Annotated in this window: 15 protein-coding genes; 2 read left to right on the forward strand and 13 right to left on the reverse strand. The window is 39.8% G+C overall.

Going from position 1 to position 17,145, the window contains the following annotated elements; translation table 11 throughout:
• Window positions 1–89 precede the first annotated feature (89 nt).
• The 11 genes from F5ESL0261_RS09420 to glpK form a co-directional block, all read right to left on the reverse strand.
• The gene (locus tag F5ESL0261_RS09420; RefSeq protein ID WP_045928744.1) at window positions 90–947 is read right to left on the reverse strand and encodes a sugar ABC transporter permease; all 858 of its coding nucleotides are present in this window, start codon (window positions 945–947) and stop codon (window positions 90–92) included.
• 2 nt (window positions 948–949) lie between these two features.
• The gene (locus F5ESL0261_RS09425; protein WP_122053048.1) at window positions 950–2,308 is read right to left on the reverse strand and encodes a carbohydrate ABC transporter permease; all 1,359 of its coding nucleotides are present in this window, start codon (window positions 2,306–2,308) and stop codon (window positions 950–952) included.
• A 66-nt stretch (window positions 2,309–2,374) separates the two neighbouring features.
• On the reverse strand, window positions 2,375–3,598 hold the full coding sequence (locus F5ESL0261_RS09430) for an extracellular solute-binding protein (protein WP_122053049.1): 1,224 nt from the start codon (window positions 3,596–3,598) through the stop codon (window positions 2,375–2,377).
• Between the two features lie 70 nt (window positions 3,599–3,668).
• Window positions 3,669–4,775, reverse strand: coding sequence for an ABC transporter ATP-binding protein (locus tag F5ESL0261_RS09435; RefSeq protein WP_122053050.1), 1,107 nt, complete (start codon window positions 4,773–4,775; stop codon window positions 3,669–3,671).
• A 4-nt stretch (window positions 4,776–4,779) separates the two neighbouring features.
• On the reverse strand, window positions 4,780–5,457 hold the full coding sequence (gene pgmB / locus F5ESL0261_RS09440) for a beta-phosphoglucomutase (protein WP_122053051.1): 678 nt from the start codon (window positions 5,455–5,457) through the stop codon (window positions 4,780–4,782).
• Window positions 5,442–7,715: a glycoside hydrolase family 65 protein gene (locus F5ESL0261_RS09445; protein ID WP_122053052.1), complete on the reverse strand. Its 2,274-nt coding sequence runs from the start codon at window positions 7,713–7,715 to the stop codon at window positions 5,442–5,444. The genes pgmB and F5ESL0261_RS09445 overlap by 16 nt, the downstream gene beginning before the upstream one ends.
• A 144-nt stretch (window positions 7,716–7,859) precedes the next feature.
• Window positions 7,860–9,584, reverse strand: a complete 1,725-nt coding sequence (locus F5ESL0261_RS09450) for a glycoside hydrolase family 13 protein (protein WP_122053053.1) — start codon at window positions 9,582–9,584, stop codon at window positions 7,860–7,862.
• 11 nt (window positions 9,585–9,595) lie between these two features.
• The gene (locus F5ESL0261_RS09455) at window positions 9,596–11,257 is read right to left on the reverse strand and encodes an alpha-glucosidase (RefSeq protein WP_122053054.1); all 1,662 of its coding nucleotides are present in this window, start codon (window positions 11,255–11,257) and stop codon (window positions 9,596–9,598) included.
• Window positions 11,258–11,536: 279 nt separating this feature from the next.
• Complete coding sequence (locus F5ESL0261_RS09460; RefSeq protein WP_122053055.1) at window positions 11,537–12,487, reverse strand: LacI family DNA-binding transcriptional regulator; 951 nt, start codon at window positions 12,485–12,487, stop codon at window positions 11,537–11,539.
• 12 nt (window positions 12,488–12,499) lie between these two features.
• Window positions 12,500–13,273 (reverse strand): tyrosine-protein phosphatase, encoded by a 774-nt coding sequence (locus F5ESL0261_RS09465; RefSeq protein WP_109586857.1) that lies wholly within the window; start codon window positions 13,271–13,273, stop codon window positions 12,500–12,502.
• 26 nt (window positions 13,274–13,299) lie between these two features.
• Window positions 13,300–14,802 carry a glycerol kinase GlpK gene (gene glpK / locus F5ESL0261_RS09470; protein WP_122053056.1) on the reverse strand — a complete coding sequence of 501 codons (1,503 nt, stop codon included), beginning with the start codon at window positions 14,800–14,802 and terminating at the stop codon, window positions 13,300–13,302.
• Window positions 14,803–14,949: 147 nt separating this feature from the next.
• Here glpK and thiD point away from each other — a divergent pair, with 147 nt between their 5' ends.
• Entirely contained in the window at window positions 14,950–15,762 is an 813-nt protein-coding gene (thiD, locus tag F5ESL0261_RS09475) for a bifunctional hydroxymethylpyrimidine kinase/phosphomethylpyrimidine kinase (protein ID WP_122053145.1), read from the forward strand.
• A 65-nt stretch (window positions 15,763–15,827) separates the two neighbouring features.
• On the forward strand, window positions 15,828–16,505 hold the full coding sequence (locus F5ESL0261_RS09480; protein ID WP_109586859.1) for a type 1 glutamine amidotransferase: 678 nt from the start codon (window positions 15,828–15,830) through the stop codon (window positions 16,503–16,505).
• Between the two features lie 127 nt (window positions 16,506–16,632).
• Here F5ESL0261_RS09480 and F5ESL0261_RS09485 read toward each other — a convergent pair whose 3' ends face one another.
• Complete coding sequence (locus F5ESL0261_RS09485) at window positions 16,633–16,998, reverse strand: Fic family protein (RefSeq protein ID WP_233560926.1); 366 nt, start codon at window positions 16,996–16,998, stop codon at window positions 16,633–16,635.
• On the reverse strand, window positions 16,982–17,137 hold the full coding sequence (locus F5ESL0261_RS10225) for a hypothetical protein (protein ID WP_233560927.1): 156 nt from the start codon (window positions 17,135–17,137) through the stop codon (window positions 16,982–16,984). The genes F5ESL0261_RS09485 and F5ESL0261_RS10225 overlap by 17 nt, the downstream gene beginning before the upstream one ends.
• Between the last annotated feature and the right edge of the window lie 8 nt (window positions 17,138–17,145).

Consider the following 17,145-nt stretch of genomic DNA (forward strand, 5'->3'; position numbering starts at 1 on the left):
TCAAGCCTTTTTTATTGTTCTGCTTTTATATAAAAGTTTTGAATAACAAAAAATGCGACTCCTAAGAGCCGCATTTTTCTTACTATGTCCTATCCCTTTTCTGCGCCAGCTGTAATACCATTGACGTAAAACTTCTGCATGAAGACGAATAAGATCGTAATTGGAATAGCGATAATCACACAACCAGCAACAAACTCTGCAAAATATGCGGTAGCATTGCCTTTAGTATTGTGCACCATGTTATAAAGTCCGTATGCAATTGTGTATGTTTTAGGATTGCCAGACGTTGACAAAATAATTCCCGAGAAAATAAAGTCTGTCCACGGACCAATAAAGGCTGTTAACGCAGTGTAAACTATCATAGGCTTAGCTAATGGCAAATCAACGTGCATGAAGATTTGCCATTTAGTGGCTCCATCAATTTCAGCAGCTTCATCTATTGAAAATGGGACCGTGTCAAAGAATCCTTTGGCAACGTAGAATCCCAGTCCAGCACCACCGACATATACCAGTAGCAGGCCACCCAGGTTTAACATGTTCAAGCCCTTTAAAATGTAATAAAGAGCAATCATTGACATAAATCCAGGAAACATTCCTAAGACTAGTGCAATCTGCATGAACGGTTTTCTAAACGAAAAGCGTAACCGTGACAACACATAAGCAACTGAAATCGTTAAAAAAGTAGAAATGATCATTGATAGTATAGAAACAATCAATGTGTTAATAATCCAGCTGACTAGTGGGTACTGCGAATTAGTAAAAATACCAATGTAGTTGTCAAAAGTAAATTTGTCAGGCCAAAAAGTTGAAACAAATCCCGTATCATTATAGGAAAAACTGGCTAATATTATCCAGATAATTGGTAAAATCCAAACTACAGCCAGGATAATCAATAAAAGGTAACGAAAAATGAGTGAAAGGCGTTTTTGATTTTGATATGATTTCATTTTTAGCCCTCCTTAAAAGCATTGGTATGGCGGTATGCAATTAATGAAAATACCGCACTGATAATAAAGATGAGGATACCTAAGACCGCTGAGGCATTGTAGCGCTGCTCCTGACCAAAGGTTAAGTTGTACAGCCACGTTACCAACAGGTCGGTAGAACCAGCACCATTATACTTGTTATTCATTGGTGCTCCTCCAGTTAACAGGAAGATCACGTTAAAGTTATTAATATTACCAATAAACTGTTGAATAAGAGAAGGTGCCATCACAAATAATATTTGTGGAAAAGTAATTGACTTGAATACCTGTAGTGCATTAGCACCATCGATTTTAGCAGCTTCAATTTGATCAGTTGGCAAGTTTTGAATAATCGCAGTTGAAACCAGCATTGAAACCGGGATACCGATCCACATATTAACAATAATAACCGTTATTCGTGCCACCAAAGGTGATGCCTGACTGTCAATAAAATGTAACGGGTGAGAAATCCAGCCGATATTCATTAATATATTGTTGAGTGCGCCTTGATAATCTAAGAACTGAGCCATCATTAACAAAGAAACAAACTGAGGTACAGCCCAGACAATCACAAAGATTGTCCGCCAGAAGCCTTTATGTCTTATTCCTTTAGATTCAATCAGCAAGGCAAGCAAAACTCCAAAAAAGAATGTTGTTGCCGTAGCAGCTACTGCCCAGATAAGTGTCCAACCCAAAACCGGGAAGAACGTACCTGAAAGGTCACCACTAAGTACATTGCCAAAAGCTTGAAATCCTGTCCAAGAAAAGGCAATTGGGTGTTGCCGGTTATAGTTGGTAAACGCCATTGAAATCATAAAGATTGTTGGCAAAATGGTGAAGCAGAGAATACCAATAATTGGAAAAGTCATCAGAGTGTCGTGGAGACGAGAATCAAACAAGTTTGCCAGCTCTTCTTTATTGGTTAAAATATGTTTGCCATCCCGCTTGAGCACATAATTTTTTCTGGTAGAACGCAGGTTAACAATGTATAAGTAAACCATCGCAATGCAAACAATAATTGCCAGTAAGCCAAACAAAAGAATCAAAACTGAATTTGAAGGTTGCTTAGTAATATAAACGCCTTGTGCGCTATCATAAACAACCTTTTTACTTTTAATTGGTCCCAAGCTTGACATCATACTAATTGCGGATATGCCACTAAAAACAAGCCAAACAATAAAGGCTGCTTCTGCCAGCAATAATGCTATGCCTTTTACCCACTGCTTATTTGCCAGAGCATTGGAACCCATAATAAAGAATGACAATTTGGTAGCAATATTGCCTTTAGACCATACTTCCTTAAAGGTTGCTTCAGGTGCCGCATGTTTTTTCTTCCTAAACATAATTCTTCCTCTTCTTGAACAAAAAGGCTGGGCACTACTTGTCCAACCTTTAAGTAATTTAATTAACTATTTCTTTGATGAGTGCTTAGCTAATTTATCAAGTTGTGCTTTATATTGATCGGGTTTAACTTTACCATCATATGCACCATTGATTAGAGGAGGAACATCGTTCCAGAAAACAGACATTTGTGGTAATTTCGGCATTAAGACTGAATTGCCAGGTTTAGACATTTCAGTTACCGCATCAGCAACTGGATCATTCTTAATTGCTGAGTCATTAACTGCTTCCTTAAGAACAGGGATTTGACCAGCTTCTTTGTGAGCAATTAATTGTGACTTTTTGTCTGTAATAAATGCTGCTAATTGTGATGCAGCCTTAGGGTTCTTAGTATGAGCATTAACAGCGAACCCTTCGATTCCCAAAAAGGCTTGCATTTGCACATTCTTGCCACCAACATTAATCATTGGGTACTTGGCAACAGCAAAGTTTTTACCTAAAATCTTCTTAATGTTAGCTGCGTTCCAAGGACCATCCAAGATGGCTTGAGCGTTGCCCTTCTTCAATTGGTTCAAAGCATTAGAGGTCTGCATTACGCCCTTATTATTCTTCTGCTCAGCAAACCACTTCAATGCGTTAACACCTTTAGCAGAATTAAAGGTTGAACCCTTCAAATCTTCACCACTGTCACCATAAAGCTTTGTACCAGCAGAGAAGAATACCGGCCACATAACATAAGCGTTAGTAAAGTCTGTTGCCACAACTCCCTTTGAAGTTAAAGTCTTCCAGTCTTTTACATCGCTTGCTGATAATTTAGACTTGTTGTAATAGATTGTTTGTGCCTGTTGTGCATAAGGATAAGCATAGATCTTGCCCTTCCAAGTTACACCTTTAGCTGCAACGTCAATGTAATTAGATTTAATATTGTTACTGTCTTTTGGTGACAGCGGGTTAATATAACCAGAATCTGCCATTTGACCTAATTGATCATTAGGTGCTTCAAAAACATCGGCTGCTTTTGAAGGGTCCTTGCCCACATCAGTTTTGGCATTAGCTGATCCGGTTGGATTTTGTGTAACGCGAACTGAAATATTCTTATGTGATTTAGTAAAATCACTGGCAATTTTCTTATAATACGATACTTGGTTAGTATCAACCCATAAAGTCAGCTTGGTATTTTGATTACTACTGCTGCTTGATGAAGAGTCTGACTTACCATTAGAACATGCTGCAAGTGACATTGCAGCTAAAACTGCTGTACTTCCTAAAGCTACTTTCTTCCAAATATTCATGTTATTTACCTCCTAATATAAAACAACATGTTTTTATATCAATGACAACTAAAGTCACTGATTTTATTCCCTAATTAACTACCGCCAAGGTTGTATCCTTGTCGAAAAAGTGTGCTTTGTTCAAATCAAAGCCCATCTTGACTTTTTGCCCTGGTTGATAAATATCCCGGGCATTGATGTTAGCTACAAACTCAGTTTCATCCACTCTTTGGTAAAGCTGAATAGTAGCTCCCAAGAGTTCAGAAACAACGACTTCAGATTCGACCACCGCGTCAGGCCAAGTTTCTAAAAAGGCTTCTTCTGCGTGGATATCTTCTGGCCGAATACCCAGTATCAAGTCGCAGTCATTATAGCCCTGCTCATTAAGCAGTTTTGACTTGCCTTCAGGTATTCCCAGATTAAGCCCCTTACCATCAGAGACTTGACCATCATGATAGTGGACATTAAAGAAATTCATTTGCGGTGAACCGATAAAGCCGGCGACAAATTGATTAACTGGGTGGTTATATACCTCCTGCGGTGTCCCAATCTGTTCAATTTTACCAACTGACATTACCACTACCCGGTCAGCCAAGGTCATAGCTTCAGTCTGATCATGAGTAACGTAAATTGTAGTTGTACCTAAGTTCTGGTGCAGCTTGGCAATCTCTGCCCGCATGGAAACACGCAGTTTCGCATCCAAGTTTGACAGCGGCTCATCCATCAAGAAGATGGGAGCATCCCGCACTATTGCCCGTCCTAGTGCAACTCTTTGCCTTTGACCACCAGAAAGTTCTGCCGGCTTTTTATCTAAATATTCACGCAAATTAAGAATCTTAGCAGCATTTTGTACCCTTTTATCAATCTCATCTTTATGATAATGGCGCAGTTTCAAGCCGAATGCCATGTTATCGTAGATTGACATGTGCGGATAAAGCGCGTAGTTCTGGAAAACCATGGCAATGTGACGGTCTTTGGGTGCCACATCATTCATTACCTTATGATCAATTTCAAGAGTACCTTTGCTAATATCTTCTAATCCCGCAATCATTCTTAAAGTAGTTGATTTACCACAGCCTGAGGGGCCGACAAAAACAATGAATTCTTTATCTTTAATGTGTAAATCAAAGTCTTTCACTGAATAGTGATCATTGCCTTCATACTTTTTACACATATGGTTTAAGTCAACTTCAACCATATCTTTAACCTACCTTCTTATTATTTCTCTTAAATACAGCCACAATTTTATCCAGCTTTAATTCTTCTGTAGATTTAACGATATAATCAGCTCCTTTAAGTATTTGTTTATCTCCAATTCCCACTGCAAACTGGTGCGCAGCCTTAATTGCCGCAACACCGGCAGCTGCATCTTCAAAGCTAATTACTTCATCATTATGCAACTGCAATAATTGCTGTGCTCTTTGATAAATTTCCGGATCCGGCTTACCGCGTTCCAGTAAAGCAGGATTAACAATTTGATCAAATTTAGCGGCAATACCCAGCTTACTCAAGATTTTGGGGGCATTTTTAGAAGCAGAAGCAATGCACATTTTCAGACCTGCCTTTTTGGTATCTGCTAATAATGCTGTAATTCCGGGCAAAATATCAGCTGGCGTCATGGTTTCAACCTGCTCTAAAAACTTTTCATTTTTTTCTGCCGCAAATTCTTCTTTTTGGGTCTTGGTGTACTTATTTTCCTGCTTGCCATACTTCAGAATTAAATTAAGAGAATCCATCCGTGATATTCCCCGCAGAGAATCTAACTGCGCGCTGGTTAATTTAATTCCCAGTTCTTGAGCTAAATTATTCCACGCTGCCAGGTGAAATTTGGCTGAATCTGTCAGCACACCATCTAAATCAAAAATCAGGCCTTTAAGCAATTTTGTTCACCCTCTTTTAAAGTAACCTTTTGCTCTTTAACTAAAATTGTCAGTTCCTGTCCGCTAATTAACGTAATACGTGTCTCCTGCTGCGTCACTTCTACCTGAATTAAGCGGCCGCGATAATTAATTTTGAAACTATACCCGGTCCAATTATCTGGCACAAAAGGATTAAATCTCAATTGATTGTGACCATAACGCATGCCGGCAAATCCCTGGACTATTGCCAGCCAAGAACCGCTCATTGAAGTAATGTGCAGGCCGTCATCTGTATCATTATTGTAGTTATCGAGATCTAGGCGGGCCGTGCGTTCATAAAATTCTACTGACTGCTTTTTACGCCCTAATTCCGCGGCCAAAATTGAATGGATACAGGCAGAAAGTGAACTTTCATGTACCGTCAACGGCTCATAAAATGCAAAGTTACGCTCTTTTTGCTCCTTGGTAAACCTGTCATCCAAGTAATAAATACCCTGCAATACATCGGCCTGCTTGATGAAAGGTGACCGTAAAATTTTATCCCAAGACCAATGCTGATTTATTGGTCTTTGGTCAAGCGGAATTTCTGTAGCTGGTCTAATATCTTTATCTAAAAAATCATCTTGCTGCAAGAAAATGCCGCGTTCTTTATCTTCAGGCAAATAAATATTTTCAATAATGTCTTGCCATTTTGCCTGTTCTTCTTTAGTTACGTTTAAACGCTCCTGGGCCGCCTTATCCGCAAGTGGCAGTCGCTCTAAAGTATATTGCAGTACCCATTGCGCCATAATGTTGGTAAACCAATTATTATTAACGTTATTGTCGTATTCATCAGGTCCTGTTACTCCGTGGATAACATATTTATGCCGCCATTTGGAATAATGGACTCGATCAGCCCAAAATCTGGCAGTGCCTACCAGGACATCCATGCCTTCGTCCTTAACGTAGGATTCGTCTCCCGTATAACTAGTATACTGTTTGATTGCAAAGGGAATATCTTCATTACGGTGTATTTCTTCAAAAGTAATTTCCCACTCGTTATGACATTCAATCCCGTTAAAGGTTACCATCGGGAAAAGCGCTCCGGCTAAGCCCTGCTGCTGGGCGTTATAATAGGCACCGTCAAGTTGATCATGCCTGTATTGTAATAGCGCCCGCGTGACATTCGGTTTAGTAATACAAAGGTACATCGGAAAGATAAAAGCCTCTGTGTCCCAATATGTGGCTCCACCATATTTTTCACCAGTAAAACCTTTAGGACCGATATTAAGCCTTTTGTCTTCACCGTAATATGTCATGAATAACTGTAAAATGTTAAAACGAATACCCTGTTGCGCTTCATCATTACCAGTAATAACTACATCACTTTTAGTCCAGCGATCCTGCCAAACCGCAGTATGATCAGCCAAATTTTCTGCAAAGCTTTTTGATTGCAATTGTTGCATCAACTCATCCGCACGATCACTTTGCTTTTCGGGTGCTACATCACGACTGGTAATTACGATTACATCTTTTTCCAAAGTGTAACTTTCTCCGGCATTTAGAGTAACTGCCAACTTCTCGCTTAACTTTGCAGTTGCAGTTTTAACAGTACCCTTAACAACTTGATTATTATTTCTCAGGCCTGCTTTTAATAAAACCGTAAACTGGGGCACATCGTAAGGATTAGGCTTGGTTATAACTTGAATAGAACGCTTTGCAGCATTCTCATTACAGCTAAGCCAAAAATGTTCATTATAGTTACTGTCTTCATTAGTAACTGTGCCATCAAGCGTTGAATTAAACTCAATTTCTGCCTGACCTGCAAGTACAGTAGCTTTAACAGTGATTAAAGCCGCTTCTTTTAACCTAATGTGTAAAAAACGCTGAAATTCAAACTTGACTTTAGTATTTGCACCCTCATAAATAAAACTGCGGGTAAGCAAGCCTTGATGCATATCTAATTCAAAATAAAAATCTGTAAATTTAATCTTGGCTAAGTCAATTTTTTCATTATTAACTGTGATGCCAATTCCAATAAAGCTGGGGGCATTAATGCTTTTGCCAAAATATTTCGGATAGCCGTTTTTCCACCAGCCTACTCGCGTTTTATCTGGGAACCAGACACCTGCTAAGTATGTACCCTGCAGTTGATCGCCAGAATATCCTTCCTCAAAATTACCGCGCATCCCCATGTAGTCATTGCCAATCGCAGTAATGCTTTCCTGCAGCCTTTTATCCACCGGGGAAAACTTGTGCGTGGCAACTTTCCATGGGTCAACCTCAAAAATTCGTTTCATTTACTTTCGCTCCCTCTTTGTGAGGTTTTTGTTTACGCTTTCATTATTCGCAAAAACGGGATATTTGGCAATAGCAAAATCGCTGTTAACGGTATCAGAATCATGTTTAAAAAAACAACTAGCATCAACTAGTTGTTTTTAAAATTAATTTGCAAGTTCAATGACAAATCCGTGCTCGGCAAGTTGACCAGCTGCAAAATTCTGACTTAATACTACCTGGCCGTTTGTGGAAACGGCAATCTTATCAGGACTTGTATTAAAAAGAGCAGTGATCTTTTCTGTACCAATTCGCTTAACTTTGATTAAGCCGGTAGACGTAACGCTTAGACTGATTGTGCCATTACCTAAAGTAGCAGCATGATTATTTCTAAAAGCAATCAGCTTTTGCACTTTATACCAAAAAGGCGTGCCCTCTTTTTGCCAGTCCATTGGCTTGCGGCAATCGGGATCTTCTCCTCCTGTCATTCCCATTTCAGTACCGTAATAAATGCACGGGCTGCCAGTCTGCACGAACATAAAAGTCAGGGTTTGCAAAGCCAGCGCTTTATTTTCACCTGCAAGCGTCAGTAAACGGGCGGTATCATGAGAATCAAGCATATTCATCATGGCCTGATTCGTGCAGTCGCGGTACATCATTAGTTGATCGGTAAGAGCCGCAACTAGTTCCTGGGCTGTTTTTGTTTTGTGCAGAAAATGTTCCTCAATCTGTAAAGTATACGGATAATTCATCACTGCAGAAAACTCGTCACCGTTGAGCCAAGGCCGTGCACTATGCCAAATTTCACCTACAATATAGAAGTCCGGTTTAATTGCAGTAAGCGCATCATGAAATTTTCGCCAAAAATGATGGTCTACTTCGTTAGCAACATCCAGCCGCCAGGCATCAATATCAAAATATTTTACCCAATAAGTTGCGATTTCCAGCAGAAAATCTTGGACTGCAGGATTGGCAGTATTTAATTTGGGCATTTGTCCTTCAAAAGCAAAGGTATCATAATTTGGACCGCCTGCCTCAGGTCCTTGATATGGTTTAACTGGAAAATGATTAATATGAAACCAGGATGCAAACCGCGACTTAGTGCCATTTTTGATTACATCCTGCCACTGCATTGACTGGCCGCCTAAATGATTAAAGACAGCGTCCAGCATTACCTTCATTCCCCTTTTATGAGCTTCACTCACAAACTTGGCAAACAAATCCTTGTCACCAAAATCAGGGTCAATCTGCAGATAGTCTATCGTATCATATTTATGATTGGAACTGGCTTTAAAAACCGGACACAGGTATAACCCATTAACGCCCAATTCCTTTAAATAGTCCAGATGGTCAATAATGCCCTGTAAGTCGCCTCCGTAAAAGTCTTCTCGTCCGGGATGATCTTGCGGATTCCAGGGTTTTGTGCCTTGAGGGTCATTATTTTTATCACCATTGGCAAAGCGCTCAGGAAAGATCTGATACCAAACAGTATTTTTAACCCAGTCAGGAGTTTTGGTTTGATCAATTTCATGCAAGTAAGGCAATTTGAAGTAGCTGCTGTCAGCTGCTAAATTTGCTGCGGTAAAGTCTTTGATCCCGCGGTCTCCAACAATTTTATGGCTGTCATCCTGGCCAACGACTTCGAAAGTATATTTAAGGCGGCGATAAGGAGCATTCAAAGTTGCTACCCAATAATCAGTTACCTGCCCTTGCCCTGCTTTAGTCATGGCCACGGTTTTATCAGTCTTGGTATCAAGATAATTATCAGTATAATGAACTATTACTTTTTTAACATCATTTTTGGCACTATGGAACCGAATCCGCACATGGTGCTGACTAATGACAAAACAGTCTTCGCTTTCCGTTCTATGTTTCAGGGCTGCTAATTGCATTTTTTCCTCCATTATTTACTTAAAACCACACCAGAATACGGCATCAAAATCAATTCATCCTTATTCAAATAATGCTGTCCGGCAGTTAACATGACTTTCCTATATTCACTAGGTAGTTTAATTCTTAATTTTTGACTGCTTAGTGAAACTGCCACAATTGCACTATCATTTGCTAAATCCCGCTGATAAACGTAGCTGTCATTAGCGGTTGCCAGCAAGTAAAAACTACCTGATTGAAACAAAGCCATTTTTTTCAAACTAAGCAGTTGTCTGTAGAAGTTAAACATACTGTCAGGGTCATCCAGTTCAGCCTGAACATTAGCGTTATTTTGGCTTTGCCCTTCAAGCCACGGACTCACTTTTGAAAAACCATAATTTGGCTTTTTAGCTGTCCACGGCATCGGCCCTCGTGCCGGCATTTTATGCGTTTGACTGACCATTTTTAGTGCTTCCGCTTTTGTTAGACCCCAATCTGCAGCTTTCGTGATAAAGCGTTCCGCTTCTTGATCATTAAACTCTTCTTTAGCAGTAAAAAGCAGATTTTTTAAGCCTAATTCTTCGCCATAGTAGATAATGGGGATTCCCCGTTGCAAATACATCAGCATTGCTAAGCTGCGTGCCTGTGTTCCAGTTCTTGCTATTCTGCTAGCCAGTCGCGGCATGTCGTGATTGCTCCAATATAATGTAGGTTGAGAAACCTGCGCCAAAGTTTGTTGCCAAATAACCTGCGTCTTCTTAAAAGCATCCCAGTCAAGTCCTTTAGGTTGAACAGCTGCAGGCAAGTTAGGATCAATGTACCTTTGATCATCCTTAAAATAACGAAAAGTAACAACACTATCTAAAAGATGGTGGTCTTTTGCCGTATAGTCTGCTGCTAAATTAACATTAGCGCTGGCGGCTTCCCCCAAAAGCAACGCTTCAGGATAATCCTTTTTTATCTGCTCACAAAATGGGCGCAGCCATTTCTGAACTTGGGGCAAATTAGCAAAAAAGGGTTCGGCAACTACCGTTTGGTCGTTTGCTATTTCTTTTACCGGGAAACTTTGTCGTAAATCTGTCTTGGCAATATGAATAAAAGCGTCAAGGCGCAAGCCATCTATTCCTTGAGCCAGCCAAAATTCCGCAATTTTGAGCATTTCTTGTCTTACTTTAGGATTACGCCAGTTTAAATCGGGCATGTGCTTGTCGAACAAATGGAAATAAAATTGGCCCGTACCTGCCGGGTCCGGCTCCCAAACGCTGCCGCCAAAAAAGCTGCCCCAGTTATTGGGACGCTGATTATTTGCACCTGCAAAAATATAGTAGTCGCGATATTGACTATGCGGATCACTTTTGGCCTTTTTAAACCATTCATTTTGATCAGAAGTATGGTTTAAAACAAAATCTAAAAGCACATGAATCCCTACTTGATGACAAGCAGCAATTAGAGCTTTCATGTCTTTCATTGTTCCCATTCGGGGATCGATTTTAAAATAATCTGCCACATCATAGCCGTTATCAACCTGCGGGGAAACAAAGATAGGATTTAGCCAAATAGTATTAATACCAAGCTGTTGTAAATAAGGTAATCTCTGCCTGATTCCATTTAAATCACCAATACCATCATCATTACTGTCTTGAAAAGACTTAGGATAAATTTGGTAAATTATTGCATGCTCATACCAATGCGTCATAAATTTATACCTCCACTTAAAGTTTAGCTGAGAAAGCTGGTGAGAGGCAATGGTAATAGCAATGTTACCGCTATCAGAAAAAATCGCCACTAGTTCAATTAAATTAGCGTAGTTCGGTATATTCAGGTATGTTTTTTCCTAAAAAACTATTGTATTTTTTGTGAGTTCAATTATATCATTTCAATTCTCACAGACTAGCCTTTTTAACCATTAAAAAAGCACATAATAATCAGTCCGCTATCTGATTATTATGTGTATTTCTATTTGTACTTAAATATTTTACCTGGTTGATTCTCTTTTAACTAAGGAAGGCTTAATTAGTGCCTCTCCTTGAGGAGACCCTTTTTGATCAATTTTGCGTAGGAGCATGTTGGCCAAGAGTTCACCCATTTTAAAAATTGGCTGTTTAACGGTAGTTAACTTCAAGTTGGAAACCTGATCCAGAAAAACGCCATCGTAGCCAATCACACCAAAGTCAGCCGGAACCTTAGCCTTTTCATCCTGCAATTGCCTGACCACTCCCGTAGCAATACGATCGCTGGCACAGATAAAACAGGTATCTTTAGGAAACTTGTGGAAATTATTTTTGATTACTTCTTGCGCTGCATGACTATGATTAGCAATGCGATAGATTTGAGGCACCTTTTTATTCTTCTGTAAAGTATTGACGTAGCCCGTTTCACGTGAATACTCAAATGGCTCTCTGACATCAATGCCAATGAAAATAATATTTTGGTATAACCGCGAAAGTGCATATTTTGTCGCTAATTCTCCACCATACTGATTATTATTATCCACATAATCATAACCATGGTGATTTTCACCAAATAAAATAAAGGGCTTTTTAAGGTTGTCAAAAAAAGCATAATCGCTAGAACGGGCGCCGGTAATGAGATAACCGTCAAAGTTGCCATCCTCTATCTGACCTCTATCAGTAACAAGTTGGATAGCGTACTGCTTTTTAGATAACCCACGTGCGATGCCGAATAACAGGTTCATATAATATGGCTCTGTCGTATCTATATCCTCCAGCGTGACAAACTTAACAACATTTGTACGCTTATTTACCAAAGCCTGGGCAACATAATTAGGATGATAATCAAGTTCATCCATCGCCTGCTCAACCAATATACGTAATTCCTCTGTTACCTGCTCGGGATGATTAATTACACGAGAAACCGTCATCTTTGAAACATTAGCTTTTTTAGCAACATCAAGCAAGGTTACCATCACGATTCGCCCCTAATCTAAGTACATTCGTTTTAGTTGAGCCAAGTCATCATCATTAAAGCCCAATACTTTTTTGAAAAAGGTGGGAAAATCGCCCCAGCCGCCACGGACTGTTTCTGTAATGCCGCGAATAGCTATACCTTCACCTTTAGTTACATTCATTTTTGAAACCATTTGCGTAATTTCATCATTACTTGGCAATTGGCGAGAAACAGCAAAATCATATAACTCGTTAGTTAATAAATAATCGCGGGCGATGGTATCATCATCTACTCCAAGTGCCATTAATATTAAAGCCGAAACCATTCCTGTTCTGTCCTTACCAGCACTGCAGTGATAGACCAGTGCTTCATCTGCGGGCAATTCCAGCAACTCCGCAAAAACACGGGCAAACATTTCCTGACTGTGCGAACTAAGCAGAGTTTGCTGGTAAATGCGACCAATAAAATTATTGTGCATATCAGGAATATGGTGCAAAAAACGGTAGATTGAACGATTGTTTTGGGCATCATTGACGTTATCAGAATATACTGGCAAGTCCACATATTCCACATCGGGCCAAGAAATATCCGGTGAAGAGGACTTCTCGTATTCAGAGCGTAAATCGCAATCAACAGTGACACGCATTTTAGCTAACTTAACTTGATCCCTGGCCGTTAAAGAACTAAGCGAATCTGAACGATAAATTTTATTCCATTTAACTGTTTTACCAGTCACACTTTGATAACCGCCAACATCACGAAAGTTCATCGGACTATCTAGTGCAACTATTCGATCATGTGCCAATTTCTTGTCCCCCTTTTTTAAATAACTTATTCACCATGTGCAAAAATCTGAGTAGCTTTTACGGCCTTCTTCCAGCCTTGATATAAATGTTCTTTTTCACTTTCAGGCATTTGAGGTTCAAAGGTCTTGCCTACAACAAAAATATCTTTTAATTCAGCCACATTTTGCCAATAGCCGACTGCCAGACCGGCCAAGAAGGCTGCACCCATTGAAGTTGTTTCCAATACTTTGGCCCGCTCAATCTTAATGCCTAAGATGTCAGACTGGAATTGGAGCAAATAATCATTATTGGACGCTCCGCCATCAACGCGCAAGGTTGGAATTTTAATGCCGGAATCAACCTGCATCGTATCCACTACATCCCGTGTTTGATAAGCCAGCGATTGCAGCGTCGCCTTGATAAAATCCTTATCATTTGTTCCACGTGTAATTCCAAAAACAGAGCCACGTGCTTCTGAATCCCAGTACGGTGCACCTAAACCTGTGAAAGCCGGAACAACGTAAACCTCATTTTCAGATTTCGATTGTCTGGCTGCTTTTTCCGAATCTGCAGCCGTCTTAATCATTTTTAACGAGTCGCGCAACCACTGAATAGCACTGCCCGAAACAAAAATAGAACCCTCTAAAGCGTAGGAAATTTTACCATTTAAGCCATAAGCAATAGTCGTCAACAAATTATTGTCCGACTCTGTCGGCTGCTCACCGGTATTCATGACGATAAAGGAGCCAGTACCATAAGTATTTTTAACCATTCCTTTTTTCAGAGCCAGCTGACCAAACAAGGCTGCCTGCTGGTCTCCGGCAATACCGGCAATTGGCACTTTGCCACCAAAAAAGGTATAAGACTTGGTATAACCATAGATTTCTGAATTGGACTTAACTTCTGGCAACATTACCTTGGGAATATTGAGCAGCTTTAAGATGTCGTCATCCCATTTTAAGTCGTGAATATTAAACAGCATCGTTCTCGAAGCATTAGTGTAGTCAGTCACATGTACTTCACCATCAGTTAAGTTCCACAAAAGCCAACTGTCAATTGTGCCAAAAAACAAGTCGCCATTTTCGGCTTTTTCTTGTGCACCAGCAACATGATCTAAAATCCAGCGAATTTTAGTAGCACTAAAGTATGGGTCAATTATTAATCCCGTCTTTTTATGGATCAATTCACTATAGCCATCGGTCTTTAACTTTTCAGCCAAGTCGGTTGTCTGCCGTGACTGCCAAACAATTGCATTATAAATGGGTTTGCCGGTCTTTTTATCCCAAATTACCGTTGTTTCACGCTGGTTAGTAATACCAATTGCTGCTATCTGCCCCGGACGCACGCCAGAGTTAATAATGGCATTGGCAATTGTTGTTTGGACTGCGTGCCAAATCTCTTCAGGTTTATGCTCTACCCAACCAGGTTGAGGAAAATATTGGGGAAATTCCTTTTGTGATGAAGCTATTTTTCTGCCCTGATGATCAATTATCATTGCTCTGGTTGAAGTAGTTCCCTCATCGATTGCCATAATATATTGTTTTAGCATATTGTTTCTTGTATCCTCTCCGACAGAAAGCGGTTTATACTAATTTTACTACCCAGACTTGCTTTTACAAGAAATTATTATAACATTATCCCTATTTTAAGTTATACTGGTTACATAGAGCTTACGTTAAAAAGAGGATACATGAAAATGAAAAAAGAAATTATTGCTTTAACAATAGCTGGAAATGACAGCGATGGCAGTGCGGGGATGACTGCTGATTTACATTCATTTTATGCCCGTCAAGTATATGGTATGGGGCTTTTAACAGCTGCCGTTGCTGGTAATACAACTGGTATATATGCACAAGAAGTTATGCCTATTTCTTTTATTCAGGAACAATTTGACGTACTAAACGATGATTTTAAAATTGACGCACTTAAAACCGGTATGCTGGCTAACAAGGACGTAATTGCCTGTGTTGCTGCTAATTTGCACAAGTATGATATGGGTAAGATCGTACTCGATCCGGTTATTATGACCAAACACGGTGATACCTTGCTTGATGACGATGCCTACCAGGCTTTTCTTGAGCAGTTAATGCCACTGGCTGACATTATTACGCCTAACTTTTACGAACAGAAAAAATTAACCGGTTTGAATTTAGCTACCAAAGATGAAATTCATCAGGGAGCCAAAAAATTGCAGGATATGGGAGCCAAAAATGTTTTAATGAAAGGTCGTCATGATGATTCTGCGCAGTCGCAAGTAACAGATATTTTACTCACTGCAGACGGAAAATTTCACGAATTTACCAAGCCGTTTATTAATACAGATAGAATTAATGGTACAGGTGACACACTATCAGCAGTAATTGCTGCTGAATTAGCAAAAGGCCAATCAATTATTGCCAGCGTACAAACTGCTAAAGATTTTACTTATGAAGCTATTGCTCACCCAATTGCAGTTGGTTCTAAATACGGTCCAATTAACCATTTTGCAGCGCAGCAAAATCTTAAATAACTATTCTTTGCCCACTTCTAACTATTAAGATATACTTTAAACAAGAAAATAGGGGTTGGTAAACAATGGCGAACAAAATAATCAAGATTGCATATTTATACGAAGACCTGATGAACACCTATGGTGATTCTGGCGACGTTAAAATTATCAGGTTTTTGCTAAAAAAACAGGGCTATGATACACAAGTTGATAATATTTCTCTTGGTGATCAATTTAACGCTTTTGATTATGACTTTGTCTTTTTTGGCGGTGGGCAGGACTTCGAACAAACTGTTATTGCCAAAGATTTACCGCGTCATAAGGAAACTTTAACCAAATATATTAACGCAGGCAAACCTATGGTAGGGGTCTGCGGTGGCTACCAACTCGTTGGTACTTATTACAAAACTAATGCTGGTGTGACAATCAAAGGGTTAGATATTCTACCTTTCCATACCGTTTTTAAGGCAGATAAGCGCATGATTGGAGACACCCGCTACATGAGTGAATGGGGCGAAGTCAAGGCCTTTGAAAATCATTCTGGGCAAACTTATTTTGACGATCAGGATAAGCTGCATCCCTTAGGAGAAATGATTGAAGGCTACGGCAACAACCCGCAAGACCACGTTGAAGGCCTGCGTTATCGCAATTTCATTGGTACCTATTCTCACGGACCGTTGTTAAAAAACTTGAATGTCGCTAACGCCATAGTAAAGATGATTCTTGAATGGCATGATGAGCGAATAGCAGCTAAAACAAATTAATTACAAAAATGCTACTAGGCTTAGTAAATGATATGACCCCGAATTAAGACAATTTCGCAGGTCATATTTTTATGTCTAAATTGTCTAAGCAAGATAAAATTGAAATCTATTATCTTTGGCAGAACTATCAGGGTGGAGCAGTTCGCTTGTTACCATCGTAGAACATTTGCTGGCGCATATTGTGATACATCAGGGTCAGTGCCTTATCGGTGACAGTACTATCACTGGCTAGCAGCTGCTTTAAATATTTCTGTTCCTGGCCCTCTTCAATCATAGGCGGTTCAAACTCGCCTTGGTACGTTTCCACCCCGCCTGATCCATTACGCAAATATCCTGGAAAGGCAGCCGTATCGCGGGCAACAATCTTATTAAGCTTCTTTTCGAAGTTTAAGTCTAGGGGCATTTTTTCGTTGATGGCAAACTGCCAACCGCGCTTAAGTTGAACGATAATATTAATATCATCGATTGGAATGCCATCAACACCCAGACCCATCAATGATTGTCTGGGTCTGTGGCATAGTGGTAGTCAGGCCTTCAAAGCGTGAGTTCGTGAAGACTAATTTGGTTAAATTAGTTTTGGCAAAGCGTCTATTTTCTTCGGGCGTTAGTCTGAACTTGTCTTCATACTTCAATTGATTTA

The sequence above is a fragment of the Lactobacillus sp. ESL0261 genome, assembly GCF_003693025.1.
GTDB classification, from domain to species: Bacteria; Bacillota; Bacilli; order Lactobacillales; family Lactobacillaceae; genus Lactobacillus; species Lactobacillus kullabergensis.